The organism is Burkholderia humptydooensis (assembly GCF_001513745.1).
GTDB classification, from domain to species: domain Bacteria; phylum Pseudomonadota; class Gammaproteobacteria; order Burkholderiales; family Burkholderiaceae; genus Burkholderia; species Burkholderia humptydooensis.
Genome location: NZ_CP013380.1, coordinates 3,892,612 through 3,909,518 on the forward strand (window position 1 = coordinate 3,892,612; position 16,907 = coordinate 3,909,518).

The 16,907-nt window shown below is 68.0% G+C and carries 14 protein-coding genes; 7 read left to right on the forward strand and 7 right to left on the reverse strand.

What is annotated here, in order from left to right:
- Positions 1–84 precede the first annotated feature (84 nt).
- The 3 genes from AQ610_RS17410 (at position 85) to AQ610_RS17420 (ending at position 3,471) form a co-directional block, all read left to right on the forward strand.
- Positions 85–2,034, forward strand: a complete 1,950-nt coding sequence (locus tag AQ610_RS17410; RefSeq protein ID WP_006024220.1) for a hypothetical protein — start codon at positions 85–87, stop codon at positions 2,032–2,034.
- 92 nt (positions 2,035–2,126) lie between these two features.
- Positions 2,127–2,804 (forward strand): glycoside hydrolase domain-containing protein, encoded by a 678-nt coding sequence (locus AQ610_RS17415; protein WP_006024219.1) that lies wholly within the window; start codon positions 2,127–2,129, stop codon positions 2,802–2,804.
- Positions 2,805–2,862: 58 nt separating this feature from the next.
- On the forward strand, positions 2,863–3,471 hold the full coding sequence (locus tag AQ610_RS17420; RefSeq protein ID WP_231748931.1) for a glycoside hydrolase domain-containing protein: 609 nt from the start codon (positions 2,863–2,865) through the stop codon (positions 3,469–3,471).
- Between the two features lie 84 nt (positions 3,472–3,555).
- Here AQ610_RS17420 and AQ610_RS17425 read toward each other — a convergent pair whose 3' ends face one another.
- Positions 3,556–5,139, reverse strand: a complete 1,584-nt coding sequence (locus AQ610_RS17425; RefSeq protein ID WP_043281927.1) for a helix-turn-helix domain-containing protein — start codon at positions 5,137–5,139, stop codon at positions 3,556–3,558.
- 453 nt (positions 5,140–5,592) lie between these two features.
- On the opposite strand from AQ610_RS17425, the gene AQ610_RS17430 reads away from it, so the two are divergent.
- The gene (locus tag AQ610_RS17430; protein ID WP_006024215.1) at positions 5,593–6,315 is read left to right on the forward strand and encodes a response regulator transcription factor; all 723 of its coding nucleotides are present in this window, start codon (positions 5,593–5,595) and stop codon (positions 6,313–6,315) included.
- Here the strand turns inward: AQ610_RS17430 and AQ610_RS17435 are convergent.
- The 5 genes from AQ610_RS17435 to AQ610_RS17455 all read right to left on the reverse strand — a co-directional run bounded on the left by AQ610_RS17435 (position 6,279) and on the right by AQ610_RS17455 (position 13,778).
- Positions 6,279–8,450, reverse strand: coding sequence for an ATP-binding protein (locus AQ610_RS17435; RefSeq protein ID WP_231748933.1), 2,172 nt, complete (start codon positions 8,448–8,450; stop codon positions 6,279–6,281). The two genes, AQ610_RS17430 and AQ610_RS17435, sit on opposite strands and share 37 nt — an antisense overlap.
- A gap of 342 nt (positions 8,451–8,792) precedes the next feature.
- Positions 8,793–10,034 (reverse strand): multifunctional CCA addition/repair protein, encoded by a 1,242-nt coding sequence (locus AQ610_RS17440; protein WP_006024213.1) that lies wholly within the window; start codon positions 10,032–10,034, stop codon positions 8,793–8,795.
- On the reverse strand, positions 10,031–10,678 hold the full coding sequence (locus AQ610_RS17445; RefSeq protein ID WP_009911051.1) for a glutathione S-transferase family protein: 648 nt from the start codon (positions 10,676–10,678) through the stop codon (positions 10,031–10,033). Before AQ610_RS17445 ends, AQ610_RS17440 begins: the two co-directional genes overlap by 4 nt.
- Before the next feature lie 64 nt (positions 10,679–10,742).
- On the reverse strand, positions 10,743–11,702 hold the full coding sequence (locus AQ610_RS17450) for a complex I NDUFA9 subunit family protein (RefSeq protein WP_006024211.1): 960 nt from the start codon (positions 11,700–11,702) through the stop codon (positions 10,743–10,745).
- A 120-nt stretch (positions 11,703–11,822) separates the two neighbouring features.
- Positions 11,823–13,778, reverse strand: a complete 1,956-nt coding sequence (locus tag AQ610_RS17455) for a lytic transglycosylase domain-containing protein (protein ID WP_006024210.1) — start codon at positions 13,776–13,778, stop codon at positions 11,823–11,825.
- A 21-nt stretch (positions 13,779–13,799) separates the two neighbouring features.
- Between AQ610_RS17455 and AQ610_RS17460 the strand changes: the two genes are divergently transcribed.
- Entirely contained in the window at positions 13,800–14,396 is a 597-nt protein-coding gene (locus AQ610_RS17460) for a 5-formyltetrahydrofolate cyclo-ligase (RefSeq protein ID WP_006024209.1), read from the forward strand.
- A gap of 80 nt (positions 14,397–14,476) precedes the next feature.
- Here the strand turns inward: AQ610_RS17460 and AQ610_RS17465 are convergent, their stop codons facing one another.
- On the reverse strand, positions 14,477–14,989 hold the full coding sequence (locus AQ610_RS17465; protein WP_006024208.1) for a winged helix DNA-binding protein: 513 nt from the start codon (positions 14,987–14,989) through the stop codon (positions 14,477–14,479).
- A gap of 149 nt (positions 14,990–15,138) precedes the next feature.
- Between AQ610_RS17465 and pxpB the strand changes: the two genes are divergently transcribed.
- Both pxpB and AQ610_RS17475 read left to right on the forward strand, forming a co-directional pair.
- Positions 15,139–15,795, forward strand: coding sequence for a 5-oxoprolinase subunit PxpB (gene pxpB, locus AQ610_RS17470; RefSeq protein ID WP_006024207.1), 657 nt, complete (start codon positions 15,139–15,141; stop codon positions 15,793–15,795).
- On the forward strand, positions 15,792–16,889 hold the full coding sequence (locus tag AQ610_RS17475; protein ID WP_006024206.1) for a 5-oxoprolinase subunit C family protein: 1,098 nt from the start codon (positions 15,792–15,794) through the stop codon (positions 16,887–16,889). Before pxpB ends, AQ610_RS17475 begins: the two co-directional genes overlap by 4 nt.
- Positions 16,890–16,907: the final 18 nt, after the last annotated feature.

Genomic DNA, 16,907 nt, shown 5'->3' on the forward strand with positions numbered 1-16,907 from the left:
CTTTGGGGGCGGCCGACAACGGACTCGTCATGACTCGACGAACTCGTTCAATCGCTGCAATTGAAACTTAGTCCGGGAGCATGTATGGAAACGCCCGAACAGCGGTCGGCGCGGCGCGCGATGAGCAGTTGGCTGACCGAACTGATCAACGACGTGGAAAAGCCGGACGGCATCGAGAAGCGGGCCATCCGCGCCCGAGTCCTGGAGGCGCTGCAGGAAATCGACGTTCGCATCGCCGAGTTGAACGAGTCGTTGCAAGCGAAATTTCACGTTGTCCAGGGCCGGAAACTGGTGAAGTTCTATATGAAGGGCGGCAACGCGTTCAAATGCATACACGAGCCCGAGGGAACAGCGGCCACGGAAAACGGCGGCGGAAAATCCGACTGGGATACGCAGGTCGTCATCGATCCGTGGGCGCCGGTACCGCTGCAAGCCTACGTCTACGGCCTGCTTGAAGAGCTGGTGACGGACACGATGATCCGGGCAGGGGTCGACATCGCACGGGTGGCTGGCGACTTCGCCGATCAGACGATCAAGCAATGGATCGCGCAGCGGGACGACCCAAAGTCAAAGCATCGGATCTACTCGGCCTATTCGCTCGAATACGACGACCCGCAATCGCTGCGCCAGGTGTTCGACCAGCAACGGCTGGGGCTCTGGACCAACGACAGGCGCCGGATATCCGACCCGGACGTCGATCACCCGGAACGGATACCCGGCATCTTGCTCAATGACGCGATCCGTCCATTCATCCTGCACCGGCTCGGCTACACCTGGCACGCCCAATTGCCGTCTCTGCCACCTCTGCTGCTATCCAAGCTTCCGGTGCCGCAGCCAACCCTGCTGCGGGGCCCCTTGCCCGCGCAGATAAAAACGGATGTTCGCAAGCCGCTGCTGATGGAATTGATCGACGTCACGCTGCCGCGACGGGACACGATCGAAGCGGTGGCGGTCTGGGAGGAACTGGCCCAGGGGCAGATCGACATCCAGAACACGACGATCGCGGTGAAATCGTCCGGCGCCGACAGCGCGGAAGTCGGGGCGACCGGCGATAGCACCGAAGTGAAGCTGCCGCTGCCGGACATCATGTACCACCTGCGGGAAATCGCGACGATGCTGTGCGAGATCGCGGATGGAAGTTCGCGTCACCCGGATAAGCTCGATAGACGCTTTGAACGCTTCGGGCAAATCTGGAGATCCAGCGACAGATCACAAATTGCCCACACGCTAAGCGAAATGGCCGGGGTGGCCGATATCAATGCGGCCCCTCCCGCGCACGTGGCGAGCGTCACCGATGCCATCGAACAGCATGGCGGCTCCCTGACACAAGCCATACTGGATGATGGAGACCCCGCTTACTGCCTGGCACGCAACCTGATGGACCGGATTGCCGACGGAATGGCCGCGAATCACAACGACTTCACTGCGGGAGGCCATGTCCCCCGCGAACTGCTGATCCGCTTTGACGAGGCGCGAGTGAGGTTGAGGCAACTGATCGATCGAACGGTGGCGCGCTTGCCCAACGAATTGGCCGTAGGCGTACTCGACGCCGCATTCAGCGACGACTTGGTGCTGATCCGCGTCCTCGAGCAAAACGAATACGTTGAGCCCAGGCAAATCGGCTTTTCGGGCGTATTGATGGCCGTCGTGATTCGCGTGAAAAACCAGTTGCAGTTGGACACCCTGTGCGAGCTGTTCCGAACGGAATTCGATCCGCGCTATGTCGACACGCGGATAAGCACGTCGGTACGCTTTCGGACTTACAGCGTACCGCGCGCCACTGGCATCACCCATGAGATGACGATGGTGGTATTCGAGAAAGGCAAGGCGATCGCCTATCTGACAATGACGACTGCCACTCCCGGCGAAGCCCCATTCCGACGCGATGCGGCATATCCCGACCTCGAATACGCATCGCTGCCGGAAATCGCCGCGCAGCGCAAGGTCGCTGCGGCATTGATCGAAGACTACCTGATTCGCAAAACGATCTCGCAGCAATACGAGGCGCTGAAAACGCTGCTTCCCGTGGTGTGACGGATCGCGCGAGCCCCCCTGTGTTTCGTGGCCTCGCACGTTCTGCCAGCACGCCAACTATCGCTGCGAGTCGTCAATCAAGGAGCGCCAGCATGACCTTCTATGCAGGATTCGACATTGAGGACTTTCCTGGTCTGGACCAGCTCAAATGGCTGAAGGAGAAAACCAACCTCTCCTGGTGCGGCTACCATCTGACGCCTCCGCCCGGGCGTCCTGACAGCGAGTGGAAAGGCAAGCGCGAAGCGCTGACCAAACAGGGTTGGGGCTTGCTGCCCCTCTACAGGAGCCAGCAAGCCGACCCAGCGAAAATCGACGAGAAGCAAGGCAAAGACGACGGCTCAGATGCCGCCGAGCTGATGGACAACGAAAAATTTCGAAAGGGCGCCTACGTATTCATCGACTGGAGAAGCAGCAGCCTTGCCGACGAAAAGGCAAAAGCCTATCTCCTCGCATGGGCGGACAATGTCATGAAGGGCAAATATCAATATCGCCCCGGCGTCTGTTGCTCGGGCAAGCTTGCCGCCAAGATAGCGACGTGGACGGCCGATCTGGACCCGCCGCCCGAGTTGCGTATCTGGGCCACGAAGGAAACAATCGAGGAGCTACATCCGTACTCAGGGTCCATCGGTCAATTTGAGACCGACAACCCCGCCAATTGCGGCTACGCGGACGCCATCGCATACCAATACGAGAAAGACAGCGTGCTGATGCTGTGGACGTTGCAGGTGGGCCTGAGTTCGTCAACGCTGAAGGACCCGTCCGCCCCCTGACATCCTCATAGCCGTTGGAATGGCCCGCCGCCGCGGGCCATCTGAAAGGAGCAACGCCATGCCCTTCTACGCAGGCTTCGACACCGACATCTTCCCCGGCCAACTGCAGCTCGACTGGCTCAAATCCAACACCAATCTCAGTTGGTGCGGCTACTATCTCGCGCCTGCGCCGAACCATCCCGACGACAGTTGGATGGGCAATCGTCAGGCGTTGATCGAGCAAGGCTGGGGGCTGCTGCCGATTTACGTCGGCCAACAGGCCGGATCGAACACGCTGACCGATGCGCAAGGCACCGCCGACGGCTCGCAAGCCGCTCACCTGGCGCGCGCCGAAGGCTTTCCGCGCGACGGCTACCTGTACATCGACTGGGAAGACGGCAGCCCCCTCGACGCCGATGCCCAGGCCTATCTCGGCGCATGGGCGGCCGAGGTCGTCAAGAACGGCTATCAGCCCGGCGTCTATTGCTCGCACGATCTGGCCGATTCGATCGCGTCGCTGATGGCCGGTCTGAATCCGCCGCCGGAACTGCGCATCTGGGCCTGGAACGTGCCGACGACGAACCCGCAGCCCTACCTGGGCCCCTCGGCGCATTCCCCGCCGTCACGCCCGCCGGGTGCGGCTATGTGCACGCGATGGCGTGGCAACACCTGCAAAACTGCGTGCTGATGCCCGGAGCGTTGCAGGTGGACCTGAACGCGTCGAACCTGAAGGACCCGTCCGCGCCGTCCATATCGCGATGGCAGCGGCCCGTCACGCCGCCGAGCCCCTGAACTCGCGCGGGCTCGATCCCACGATGCGCCGGAAGCTTTTTTCGAAGTGGCTCAAGTCGCCGAAGCCGACGCTCAGCGCAACCTCGGTCACACGCGGACAGTCGTGGCGCATCAGCATTTCCTTCGCCTTCTCGATGCGAATGTGCTGAAGCAACGGCTTGAACGCGACATTCAACGTGTGACGGAACAGATAGCTCAAATGCGACGGGCTCACGTGCGCGTGCTGCGCCAACTGCTCCATCGAAATCGGATTGGCGTAATGCTCGCCGAGATAAAGCAGCGCCTTGCGCAGCGCCTTATGCAATCGCGCCAGCTCCGCGGCGTTGCGCGTCATTGCGCATCGCGCCCAGTGGGCCGGCAGCACCGAAGATTGCAACGCGGCGGCATTCGTCTCGATCGCGGGCCGTGACGTCCCGTCGTCCCGATCGTGGCCGTGCGCCGCGCCGACGCGCTCGCCGTGCGGCCGATCAATCATCCACGGCACATGAAGCGCGACGTCGTCGCGGCCAATGGGGGCATCGCCCGTCATGACCGCCAGGCGCGCGATCACGCGCTCGAGCTCATAGACGTTTTCCGGCCACGCGTAGCGCTCGCATATCTCGAGCAGTGCGTCGCTGCACTTGCGCTCGGCGACGTAGCCATGATGCTCGAGCGCCGCGGCGACGAGGGGCGCGATGTCGTTTTCGCGCTGGCGAAGCGTCGGCACCGTCGCCGACAAGAAGTCCAGCTCCGCCAGCAGCGCTTGCGAGAATCGCCCTTCCTCCACGCATCGTCGCAAATCGGACGTCGTCGACGCGATCACGCGCACCTCGCACTCGCCCGGCACCACCAGCCATTGCCCGAGCCGCGAATGCAGATACTGCCGCACCTGGTTCTGAAGCCGGGGAGCGAGCTCGTCGATGCCGTTGAAGAACAACGTGCCGCCCGCCGCCTGCCTGAACCATTGCGCCGGATCGTCCGCCGGATCGGCGCAGTTGACTTCGATGAACGGCCCGTCACGTCTCGGCCCGCAGCAATGCAGCGCCGCCGCCAACGGCGCCTTCTCGGTGCCGAACTCGCCGGTGAGCAACACGGGCAACAGGCTGTACGACGCCTTTTCGACGAATATCTCAATGCGATGCAACGGCTCGGACATGCCCACGAGCAACAAGCTTCGGCTCAGCCGCTGCCGGGCCCAGCGTTGCACGCCGTAGCGCTGGAACAGGAGCGCGCAGCGATGCGCAAAGGCCGCGCCGTGCGCGGCGAAGGCGTCCGACCGCGCGGCGCCCTCCGTCGCGCTCAACGTCAGCATGCCGAGCGGCTCTCCCGCATAGGTCACCGGAAACCGCGCCGAATGCGCGACCGCGCGGATGTCGTCGTCGGCGTGGGCGCCGGCGCCCTTCCCGTCGAGCCAGACGAGATCGAACCGCTCGCCGCTGCGATGCAACCGCAGCACGCCGACGTCGCGCAATCGCAATGACGCGCCGCCCAGGTCCAGATGTCGAGCGAACGCGCGCATCAACAATTCGAGCAAATCCGGCAATCGCCGATACGGTCGATAAACGTTTCGCAATATCGCTTCCACGTCGAAGGCCTCGCTCGTGCATTCACGAATTCGATCACTCCGGCATCGGGGTTCCGATGCGGTCTTTCGACGATCTCCCGGCATGGACGCGCGATCCCGCATACGTGGCGTCGAGTCCGGAAACGGGATACGCCGGGAAGGCCCGAATGAACCGGCATGCCGCGACGGCGAGCCGTCGCTGGCGTGCGCCCAGTATGCGAGGCTCGCGCGGCATCGAACGTCGCCGGCCCGCCGTTGTCGACCGTTGTTCACACGGAAGCGCGGCATCGCGTGACGACGGGGCCGCGACGGCGAACGATCGCGCGACGGCGGCACGGCTTCGAGCATTCGATTGCATGCTCCGCTTAACATGGCGACTGACAATTTGCCGGCCGGGATCGACGGCGGAACCGGCGCGGAACCGTTGCCATATTCGAATCAATCGCGCCAATTGGTTATCCGGAAGGAGACGCCATGGAAACAGCACCGGGACGCATTCTCGTCGTCGAGGACGATCCCATCACCCGCACGATGCTGGCGCGCTACCTGTGCAGCGCCGGCTTCGATCTGCGCACGAGCGGCAACGTCGCGCAAGCGCGCGACGCGCTGCGCGCCGCACCCGCCGACGTGCTGCTGCTCGACATCAATCTTCCCGACGGCGACGGCATCTCGCTTGCCCGCGAACTGCGCGAGCACAGCACGGCCGGCATCATCTTCGTCACGCAACGGGACGGCGACCTCGATCGCGTCCTCGGCCTGGAAACCGCCGGCGACGACTACATCACCAAGCCGTTCCGGCTGCGCGAGCTGCTCGCGCGCGTGCGCGCCCTGTTGCGCCGGCAACGGCTGTATCACGAGGTCGCGCCTGTCGACACGGTGCTCACGTTCGACCGCTGGCTGATCGACCTGCGGCGCCGGGAGCTGGCGCTCGTGGGCGGCGCCGTGCTGCCGCTGACCCCGCGCGAGTTCGATCTGCTGGCGGCGCTCGTGATGGTTCGCGGCACGACGCTCACGCGCGAGTACTTGCTCGAAGTGGTCAGCAAGCGCGAGCGCGCCGCGGACGCGCGCACGGTGGACACGTTGATCGCGCGGCTGCGCCGCAAGATGTCCGGCGACGCGGGCGGGCTCCGCTGCCCGATCGGCACGGTAGTCGGAGTCGGCTATCGGCTCGACGCCGCGGTGAACCGATGCAGTTGACGATTGCGCCGCGCGCCCCGCGCCTCGCGCGCGATGTCGCGTAATGCATCGAAAGCGTGTTCGAACTCGATGTCGAGCGCGACCAGGAGCGCGGACAGGTCCGACGGCGGATGACGAGCGGCCGCCTGCTTCAGGCGCTCGGCGAGCGCCCCGAGCCGCAGCAGTCCCAGCGCGGCGGCCGAGCTCGCGAGCCGGTGTGAAAGCTCGTTGACCCGGTGCAGGTTTTGCTCCGTGATCGCTTCGCCGAGCTCGCGCAGCGAGCGCCGTCCCGCGAACCGGAACTGATGCACGAGCCAGCCGACCGCGGCGACGCCGAGCGCCTCCGCATGCTCGCTCAGGCACGCGAGATCCACGGCCATGTCCGTCGAACCGATTCCGTCCGGAGGCCGGGCGGGCTCGGCAGCGCCGGCGACGAGTTCGAGCACCCGGCACAGCGCGTCTCGCCGAACCGGCTTCACGAGGATCGACATGAACGCGTCCGCCACGTCGGCATGCCGCGCACGAAGCAGATCCGCGGTCAGCACGACGATCGGCATCTCCGGCCGCCCCTGGCTGCGCGCGTTCTGCACGCGTATGCGGCGCGCCGTCTCGATGCCGTCCACGAGCGGCATGTGAAGGTCCACGAATACGGCGTCGAAGCGCCCGCGGGCGATCTCCGCGACGGCCGCGTCCGCGCTGCTCACCGGCGTCGCGTCGTGGCCCGCCTGGGTCAGAAGGCCGCCAATCACGATCAGGTTGACCGGGTCGTCGTCGACGACGAGGAGCTTCAAGCGTCGCGATGAAGGCAACGCCGATATGGCCGGCGGCCGCGCCGCAACCGCCGCGGCCACCGGCACGACGACCCGGAACCGGCTGCCGACGCCGTATTCGCTGGCCACGGCGATCGTGCCGCCCAGCGTCTCGACGATGCGCCGGCATACGGCGAGCCCGAGGCCCGCGCCGCCGAAGCGTCGCCCGATCGACTCGTCGGCTTGAACGAACTCGTCGAAAATCCGCGTCAGCATGTGTTCCGGGATACCTATCCCCGTATCCTCGACGGCGATCTCCAGTTGCCACGCGCCCGCGACGCGGCCTCGCATCGTCAACGACACGCCGACGCGGCCCCGTTCGGTGAACTTCACCGCATTGCTCAACAGATTCATCAGCACCTGACGCAGCCGTCCGGCGTCTGCGTGCAGCGCCGGCGGCACGCGATGGTCGACGAAGACATCGATGGCCGTCTGGCGGGCCGACGCATGCGTGCGCATCAATTCGACAACGCCTTCAATCAGGTGCCGAGGATCGAAGTCAACCGGAGCCGGCGCGTCGAGCGCCGCGCCGCCGCGCACGTAATCGGCCACGCCGTCGAGCAGGCCGACCAGATGCTCGGCGCAATCCCGCGCAATCGAGACCTGGCGACGCTGTATCGCATCCAGCCGAGAACCTTCGAGCAATTGCAGCACGCCGAGCACGCCGTTCATCGGTATGCGGACTTCGTGGCTGACCATCGCCAGCAGGCTCGTCTTGGCCCGGTCCGCGGCTTCGGCGACCTCCTTCGCACGCCGCAGCTCCTCGCACAGGCGCGCGTCGCGGCGCATGCGGGCGAATTCCTGACGGCGCATGCGCTCGGTGCGCCAGACCTGCTGCAAACCCACGGCAAGCGCGAAACCCATCGTGATCGACAGCGGGCAAAGCAGCGGCGATGCGGCCGCGCACCGCCATCGCAGTATCACGGAGAGTCCTGCCACGACGCATGCGGCGTTGATTGCGCTCGGCAGAAAGCGCAGCAGCAGGCATGCCGCCCCCAGGACGACGGCAAAGCGCAAGCCGTGTGGAATTACGCCCCGCAGCATGTCGGCAGTCATAGTTGTTCTGGTTGAGCATTTCCCGGCGGATAAGCGGGTCGGGCCGGCCAGTCTGAATTTTAGGAACAGAAAAAATCGACAGCAGTATTCGTTTTCGAGATCGAAGATTAGCGGAACGGGGGGCGGCGAGCCGGCAACGACGATACAAGCCGGCGCGCGGTTGCGCCGCGGAATGCGAGGCGGAAACGCGATATGGGAAAGTCCGGAGCAGCGGATCGAAGGTCGGGGATGACGTCGACTGTCAGGATCGAAAAGCCGGCGGACAATGACGCCATCGCGGCGAACCGGCATTCGGGAAAACGAGGGACCGCGAGATGAACCGGCCGTCCAGCATGCCGCGCGACGCGGAGCCGACGCCGGAGACCAAAATCGAAACCAGGACCGGGCGCGTTTCGGCGCCATACGATGCGAATCGGTTCATCGCCGGGTGGCGCGACGATGTCGCAATGTGCGCGCCGCAGCGCGGTGAGCGGGCATGGCGACGCGCGGAGCGATTGCGCAGTCAGACGGCCCCCTCGCCGCGACAGACGCGGCGATTCGATAGGACGAGCCGCATTCGCGGGGGCACTACCATCGAAGAGCGGCCGTCGCCGGGCTCGTCTGCCCAGCCCCACCATGTCGGCGCCGCCGGCCTCAGTCCGCTATGCCGATCGCCTGCGCGACCGCGCGCACGCGCGCGCGGTGCACCGCATCCTTGATCTTCGCGGGCTCGCCCGCGAGCCCCTGCGCGATCGCGCCCGCGTCGACCGAGCGCGCGGCGACGAGCGCCTGCCGCAGCCGCTCGGCCTGCGGATAGGGCGTCGCGTCGAGGCCGAGCCGGCCGCGCGCGTCGGCCTCGCTCGCCTGCAGCGCCTCGGCGAAGCGCGCCGGCTTGCGCAGCGCATCGGCGCGCTCGAACAGGCGCACCAGCGCGGCCGCGCCCATCTCCATCACGCGATGCAGGTTGCCGTGCTCGCGCGCGACGACGAGCGCCAGATCGCGGCACTCGTTCGGCACCCGCAGCCGCTCGCACAGCGGCTTCAACAGATCGACGCTGCGGCCCTCGTGGCCGATGTGGCGCGGCAGCACGTCGGCGGGCGTCGTCGCCTTGCCGAGATCGTGCGTGAGCGCCGCGAAGCGCACCGGCAGCGAATAGCCCTGCTTCGCCGCGTGATCGATCACCATCATCACGTGCACGCCCGTGTCGACCTCCGGGTGATAGTCGGCGCGCTGCGGCACGCCGAAGAGCGCGTCGATCTCGGGCAGGATCCGCGCCAGCGCGCCGCATTCGCGCAGCACCGCGAACATTCGCGACGGCTTCGCTTCCATCAGCCCGCGCGCGAGCTCCTGCCACACGCGCTCGGGCACGAGCGCGTCAGCCTCGCCCGCATCGACCATCTTGCGCATCAGCGCGGCCGTATCCGGTGCAACCGAGAACTCGGCGAAGCGCGCCGCGAAGCGCGCGACGCGCAGGATGCGCACCGGATCCTCGACGAACGCGCCGCCGACGTGCCGGAACAGCTTCGCACGCAGATCCGCCTGCCCGCCGAACGGATCGACGACCGGCCCGACGAGCGCGCCGTCCGGGCTCACTTCGCGCGCCATCGCGTTGATCGTCAGGTCGCGCCGCACGAGATCCTGCTCGAGCGTGACGTCGGGCGCGTAATGGAACTGGAAGCCGTGATAGCCGGCCGCCGTCTTGCGCTCGGTGCGCGCGAGCGCGTATTCCTCATGCGTGTCCGGATGCAGGAACACCGGAAAATCCTTGCCGACCGGCTTGAAGCCTTGCGCGGCCATCTGCTCGGGCGTCGCGCCGACGACGACGTAGTCGCGATCACGCACCGGCAAGCCGAGCAGTTCGTCGCGGATCGCGCCGCCCACCGCGTAGATCCTCATCGCGACGGCCCGTAGAGGTCGATCACGCGGGTCTCGCCGCGCGCGCCCTCGATCCATTCGCGCACGGCCGGCAGCTCGGCGACGCGCGCCGCATACGCGCTCGCCTCGGGCGACAGCGGCGGCGCGTAGGTCTTCAGGCGCAGCACGACGGGCGCGTACATCGCATCGGCGATCGAGAACGCGCCGAACAGGAACGGGCCGCCCGACGCGGCGAGGCACATGCGCCACAGCTCGTCGATGCGCGCGACGTCGGCGAGCGCGGCGGGCGTCGCGCCGCGCCCGGGGTGGGACTCGCGCACGTTGAGCGGCATCTCGGCGCGCAGCGCGGTAAAGCCCGCGTGCATCTCGGCGGACACGCTGCGCGCGTGCGCGCGCGCGGCCGGATCGCTCGGCCACAGCGCATGCTGCGGGAAGCGCTCGGCGAGCGTCTCGACGATCGCGAGCGAATCCCAGACCGCGCCGCCGTCGTCGTCGACGAGGCACGGCACCTTGCCCGACGGCGAGTGCGCGCGGATGCGCTCGGTCGTGTCGTCGAGCCGCAGCCCGATCATCACTTCGTCGAACGGGATTCCGAAGTGCTTCATCAGCACCCACGGGCGCATCGACCACGACGAATAGTTCTTGTCACCGATCACGAGTTTCATGGGATTCATCCTGTAGTTGTCGATCGTCCGGTCCGCCCGCGGCGGCCGCGGTCGTTCCGTCCGCTTACCGGCGCGTGCGCCGGCCGGGAAAGCGCGAGCGCGGCGCCGCGTCGCCGATGTAGGTCGGCGCGATGCTTTCGAGGCTCGCAGGCGTGATGCCGAGCTCGGGCGCGATCGGCCCCGTCATCACGCTCGGCACCGACAGCGAAGCGAGATTGTCGCGCGTGATGAGCGGCTCGCCCGGCAGCATCTCGAACACGCACGCCTGCAGCCGCGCGAGCGCGTCGGGCAGCCGGATGATCCGCGCGGGGCTGCCGGCGAGCCTGCCCGCATAGCGGACGATCTCCTCGAGCCGGTACGTGCGCGGCCCGCCGAGCTCGTAGGTCCGGCCGCGCGTCGCGTCGCGCGCGCAGGCGTTCGCGATCGCCTGCGCGACGTCGCCGACGTAGATCGGCTGCATCAGCGCGTCGGGCATCGCGAGCGGCAGCACCGGAAAGATTCGCTGCAGCCGCGCGAACGTATTGACGAACGCGTCGCCCGGACCGAACACGATCGACGGCCGGAACACCGTGACGTCGAGCACGCCCGCCGCGGCCTGCGCGCGCAGCGCTGCCTCGCCGTCGCCCTTCGAGCGCAGGTACATGCTCGGCGCGCGCGGATCGGCGCCGAGCGCGCTCACGTGAAGCATGCGCGGCACGCGCGCTTCGATGCACGCGGCGGCGAGCGCCGCGGGCAGCGCGACGTGCAGCCGCTCGAAGCGTTCGCCGTAAGGCTTGCCGTGCCCGCCGTGCAGCACGCCGACGAGGTTGACGGCCGCGTCCGCGCCCGCGACGAAGCGGGCGAGCTCGCGCACGTCGAACGCGGACAGCTCGACGATGTCGACGGGCAGCATCGCGAGATGCCGCGCATGTTCGCGGCGGCGCGAGCCGATCCGGACGCGCGCGCCCGCCTCGACGAGTGCGTTGACGAGGCGGCTGCCGATGAAGCCCGTGCCGCCGAGCACGGCGATGGTCTGGCCTTGCATGATCGTGCCTCACCCAAGCGCGCCGCCGCGCGATGCGCGGCGGCGAATCTCACACGAAGCGCCGGCCGGCGGCGCCCGGAAAACGCCTGTGCGATGTTCCGGGCCGTTGCGCGACGCGCGTTACGGCGCGATGAAGCCGAGGCGAGCCTTCAGCGATTGCGGCTTCTTCTCGAAGAGCGCCGCGTAGTACGTCTCGTTCGACAGCACGTTCTTCACGTATTCGCGCGTCTCGTTGAACGGGATCGTCTCCGCGAAGATCGCGCCCTCGACGGGGCGCGCGAGCCCCTGCCGCCACTGGGCCGGCCGGCCGGGCCCGGCGTTGTAGCCGGCCGTCGCGAGCACGGCCGAGTTGTCGAACTTCTGGTAGATGTCGGACAGGTACCAGGTGCCGAGCTGCACGTTCGTGTCGATGTCGTGCATCTGCGCGCGCGTGACCGTGCCGAGGCCGAGCTTCCTCGCGACGAGTTGCGCCGTCGCCGGCATCAGTTGCATCAGGCCGCCCGCGCCCACCGACGAGCGCGCGTTCGTGATGAAGCGCGATTCCTGGCGGATCAGCCCGTACGCCCATTCGATGTCGAGCCCGTTGGTCCGCGCGTAGCGCTCGACGATGTCGCGATACGGCGACGGATAGCGCAGCGAGAAATCGTGCTCGGCCGTCGTGCGATCGGCGGTGTTGACAGTGCGGTCGAGGAGGTCGACACGCTTGCCGTACTCGGCCGCGGCGAGCAGTTGCCGATCGTTCATCCCGCGCAGCGGCCAGTTCCATTCGCGGTTGCCTTCGAGCCGCAGATCGAGCGCGTAGAAGCGCTGCGCGAGCGCGAAGCCCGGCACCTTGCCCATCGCGTCGATCTCGGCGTCCGCCACCTTCGCGCGCGGCGGGATCGTCGTCTTCTGGCCGAGCTCCTCGCCCGCGAGCTGCCCGTAGAAGTTGAACTGCCCGGCGATCCGCTCGAATTCCTGGTTCGCCTTCAGCGTGTCGCCACCCTCCTTCAGCGCGCGGCCGCGCCAGTAGATCCACGCGGTGTCGTCGCGCAGCCGCTCGGGCATCTGCTCGATCGAGCGGCGCACCATCGGCCAGTCGCCGGCGAGGAGCGCCGCGCGCACGCGCCATTCGTACGCCGGATCCGACAGCGGCGCGCCCATCGACTTCCGATACCACGACGCGGCCTGCGGCAGCCGCTTGACCGTCGCCTGATAGCCGATCTCGCCCCAGCCGATCGCCTGCTCGTCCGCCGTCAGCGTCGACGCGAGCGACGCGAGCTGCCCCGCCGCCGCTTCCGGGTCGTTGCGCGCCATCCGCGTGATCGCGACGAGCGCGAGCTGCCGCGACACCGCATCGGAGCCGATGCCGCGCGCGAGGAAGAGCGGCGGCGCGCTCGTCACCTGATCGAAGCCGACCGGGCGCGGGCCGAGCGCGTCGGCGATCTTGCCGCCGAGCGTCGTGTAGTTCTGCTCGTACGCGAGGCGCACCTGCGCCCACACGTCGTCGCTCGAGAACTGCTTGTTCGCCGCGAGCGCGGTGATGAGGTCGACGCATGCATCGCCGTAGTACTTCGGCTCGACGAGCAGCTCGCGCGCCATGTCCGCGACGTTCTCGCCGTGCGCCGCGCGCGATTCGAGCGCATAGCACTTGACCTGCGTGTCGTCGTCTAGCACGAAGCGCTTGTACTGCTCGTCGAAGGTGCGCCAGTCGTGGCGCGCGCCGAGCACGAGCAGGTAATCGTTGCGCATCCGGTCGGCGATCGCCTGGCCGTCGTAGCGCGACAGGAACGACAGCACCGGCGCGTCGGGCGCGTCGAGGCGCGCGTGGCCCGCCGAGTCGAACAGTTGCGGCTTGATCTGGAAGTAATCGAGATACGACGGCGCCGGATAATTCGGGATCAGCGCGGCGAGCTGCGCTGCGCGCACCGGATCGTTCCTGCGCGCGGCCTCGCGCAACTGGACGAACACCCGATCGTCGTTCGACGCCACTTCGTCGGCGGTCTGCGCGGCGCAGGCGGCCGTCCCCGCGGCCAGCACGGCCGCGACGAGGGGCGCCGCGAACGCGCGATATACTCGAAAAAGTCTGGTTGACATCGTTGTATACGGAGCACTCTAGTGAGCGAAAGCATAGCACGCGCCCAAGCGCCGAACCCGAAGCAAACGCTGCGCGAAACGCTTGCGCAGCGCCGCCTCGACGCGCATCGCTCGCCGCTCGCGCACGACGCGCTCGCGCAGCGCGTGCTCGCGATTCTCGCGCAAGCCGCGCCGCGCACGGTCGGCTTCTACTGGCCGCTCGCGGGCGAGTTCGACGCGCGCGAGATGATCGCGTCGTGGCTCGCGGGCGACGCGAGCCGGCAGGCCGCGCTGCCCGTGATCGGAGCGCCTCGCACGCCGCTCGAATTCCACGCGTGGACGCCCGATGCGCCGATGCGCGAGGGCCGCCACCGGATCGCCGAGCCCGCGGCGGGCGCGCGGCTCGTGCCGGACCTGCTGCTGATTCCGTGCGTCGGCTTCGATCACGGCTGCTTCCGGCTCGGCTACGGCGGCGGCTATTACGACCGCACGCTCGCCGCGTGGCCGGGCACGGCGCGGCCCGTGACGGTCGGCGTCGCTTACGACGCGTGCGGCGTGCGCGAATTGCCGCGCGAAGCGCACGATCTGCCGCTCGACTGGATCGTCACCGAGACGCGGCTCCATCGGTCCGGCGACTGACGCGCGCCGGCCGGCACGCGGGGCGCGACGGCCGGCGCTCGGCCCGGCACTGCCCGCCCCGCCGCAGCGCCGCCCGGAAGCTACAGCGACGCGGCCGCGCGCGCCGCGGTGTCGTACAGCCCCGACGCGTGGCGAAGCAGTTGCGCGGCGTCGCCGATCTGCTCGTTCGTGAGCCCGCTGTCCTTCAGGGTCTCGATCAGGCAGCGCTCGCGCACGTCGCGGTACTTGAGGCAGAGCGCGCGGCCCGCGTCGGTCGCTTCGAAGAACACTTCCTTGCCTGTCTTTTCGCTTTTTACGTACCCTCTAGCTACCAGCTTCTTGAGTGCATACGTCGCGACGTGCGTGTCCTCGATGTTGAGCACGAAGCAAATGTCGGCCAGCTTCTTCTTGCGGTCCCGGTGGCTCACGTGGTGCAGCAGCGACACCTCGACCGCCGTCATGTCCTTCGCGCCGGCCGCCGCCATGCACCGGACCATCCAGCGATTGAACGCATTTCCCGCCATGATGAGCGCATATTCGAGCTCGGAGAGCTCCGCGCTTGTCTCGGAAACGAGATGTTCGGACGATACGATCTTGGTCGGATGGCGCTGCATGGCGGATCGGCGAAGGCGAGTCGGAGGTGCGCGAAAGTGTACGCCAAAGTCGTCCGCGCGACGTCCGGCAAAATTTTTTGACGATAAGTTATCGACATTTTATTGATAATGTATTCTTCTCCCGGCTCAACGCCGTTTGCTTGCCACCGATGACCACTCCACGCATCTATCCGCTTGGCGACACCGCCCTCGTCTGCGAGGCGCCCCCGCCCGCGACGCTCGAATGCCAGCGCCGCGTGTGGGCGGTCGCGAGCGCGGCGGCGGGCTGGCCGCACGTCGTAGACGTCGTGCCCGGCATGAACAACCTGACGATCGTGTTCGACCCGCTCGAAACGGCCGCCGACACGCTCGCGCCGCTGATGAAGGCCGCGTGGCGCGACGCCGACGGCGTCGCCGAAAGCGGCCGCGAGGTCGAGATCCCCGTCGAGTACGGCGGCGCGTTCGGCCCCGATCTCGACGCGGTCGCGAAGCACACGGGGCTCGCGCGCGACGAGGTCGTGCGCCGCCATTCGGCGGGCGCCTACGTCGTGTTCTTCCTCGGCTTTCAGCCGGGCTTCACGTACATGGGCGGCCTCGACGGCTCGCTGCACACGCCGCGGCGCGCCGTGCCCCGGCTCGAGGTGCCCGCCGGCTCGGTCGGCATCGGCGGCGAGCAGACGGGCATCTATCCGGCCGCCGCGCCGGGCGGCTGGCAACTGATCGGCCGCACGCCGCTCGCGCTCTTCGATCCCGCGCGCACGCCGCCCACGCTGCTGCAGCCGGGCGACCGCGTGCGCTTCACCGTCGCGGGGGTGCATACCGGATGACTTCACGCCAAGCAACGAGCGGCATCGAAGTGCTGCGCGCCGGGCCGCTGTCGACAGTCCAGGATCTCGGCCGCCGCGGCTATCGCCATCTGGGCGTCGCGCAAAGCGGCGCGCTCGACTCGCTCGCGCTCGAAGTGGGCAATCGCCTCGTCGGCAACCGGCCGGACGCCGCCGCGATCGAAATCACGCTCGGCCCCGCGTCGTTCCGCTTTCCGCGCGCGGCGCGCATCGCGATCACCGGCACCGAGTTCGGCGCGACGCTCGACGGCGTGCCGATCTACTCGTGGTGGAGCGTGCCCGTCGCGGCCGGCCAGACGCTCGCGCTGCCCGTCGCGAAGCGCGGGATGCGCGGCTATCTGTGCGTCGCGGGCGGCATCGACGTGCTGCCGATGCTCGGCTCGCGCAGCACCGATCTCGCGTCGCGCTTCGGCGGCCTCGGCGGCCGCGTGCTGCGCGACGGCGACCGGCTGCCCGTCGGCGCGCCGCCCGCCGCCGCGCCCGCGTGCGTCGCGCCCGACGCGCCCGAGTTCGGCGTGAAGGCGCCCGCGTGGTGCGCGTTCGCGCGCGTCGACAAGGAGCCGCGCCGCCACAAGCACGCCAAGCACGCCAAGCACGCGCACGCCGCATGGGCGATGCCCGTGCGCGTGCTGCCCGGCCCGCAATACGCGAGCTTCGCGCCGGCGGCGCAGCAGGCGTTCTGGGACGAGGAATGGATCGTCACGCCGAACAGCAACCGGATGGGCTACCGGCTCGCGGGCGCGAAGCTCGAGCGCACCGAGACGGGCGACCTGCTGTCGCACGCGGTGCTGCCGGGCACGATCCAGGTGCCGGGCAACGGCCAGCCGATCGTGCTGATGAACGACGCGCAGACGACGGGCGGCTATCCGCGGATCGGCGCCGTGATCCGCGCGGACCTCTGGAAGCTCGCGCAGGCGCGCCTGAACCTGCCGGTCCGCTTCGTCCGCGTGACGGCGGCGGCCGCGCGCGACGCGCTCGCCGCCGAGCGCGCGTACCTGCGGCAGATCGACATCGCGATCGAGATGCGTGAGGAAGCGCTGCAGCGCGCGCGCGCCGCGCGGGCAGTGGCCGCATGATTCCGGGGCCGGGTGCCG

Coding starts and splice junctions, on each gene's coding strand:
- AQ610_RS17445 (WP_009911051.1), bottom strand. CDS start 10,678: ATGAAACTCGTGATCGGTGACAAGAACTATTCGTCGTGGTCGATGCGC.
- AQ610_RS17415 (WP_006024219.1), top strand. CDS start 2,127: ATGACCTTCTATGCAGGATTCGACATTGAGGACTTTCCTGGTCTGGAC.
- AQ610_RS17450 (WP_006024211.1), bottom strand. CDS start 11,702: ATGCAAGGCCAGACCATCGCCGTGCTCGGCGGCACGGGCTTCATCGGC.
- pxpB (WP_006024207.1), top strand. CDS start 15,139: ATGACCACTCCACGCATCTATCCGCTTGGCGACACCGCCCTCGTCTGC.
- AQ610_RS17465 (WP_006024208.1), bottom strand. CDS start 14,989: ATGCAGCGCCATCCGACCAAGATCGTATCGTCCGAACATCTCGTTTCC.
- AQ610_RS17475 (WP_006024206.1), top strand. CDS start 15,792: ATGACTTCACGCCAAGCAACGAGCGGCATCGAAGTGCTGCGCGCCGGG.
- AQ610_RS17420 (WP_231748931.1), top strand. CDS start 2,863: ATGCCCTTCTACGCAGGCTTCGACACCGACATCTTCCCCGGCCAACTG.
- AQ610_RS17435 (WP_231748933.1), bottom strand. CDS start 8,450: ATGCCGGTTCGCCGCGATGGCGTCATTGTCCGCCGGCTTTTCGATCCT.
- AQ610_RS17455 (WP_006024210.1), bottom strand. CDS start 13,778: ATGTCAACCAGACTTTTTCGAGTATATCGCGCGTTCGCGGCGCCCCTC.
- AQ610_RS17440 (WP_006024213.1), bottom strand. CDS start 10,034: ATGAGGATCTACGCGGTGGGCGGCGCGATCCGCGACGAACTGCTCGGC.
- AQ610_RS17410 (WP_006024220.1), top strand. CDS start 85: ATGGAAACGCCCGAACAGCGGTCGGCGCGGCGCGCGATGAGCAGTTGG.
- AQ610_RS17430 (WP_006024215.1), top strand. CDS start 5,593: ATGGAAACAGCACCGGGACGCATTCTCGTCGTCGAGGACGATCCCATC.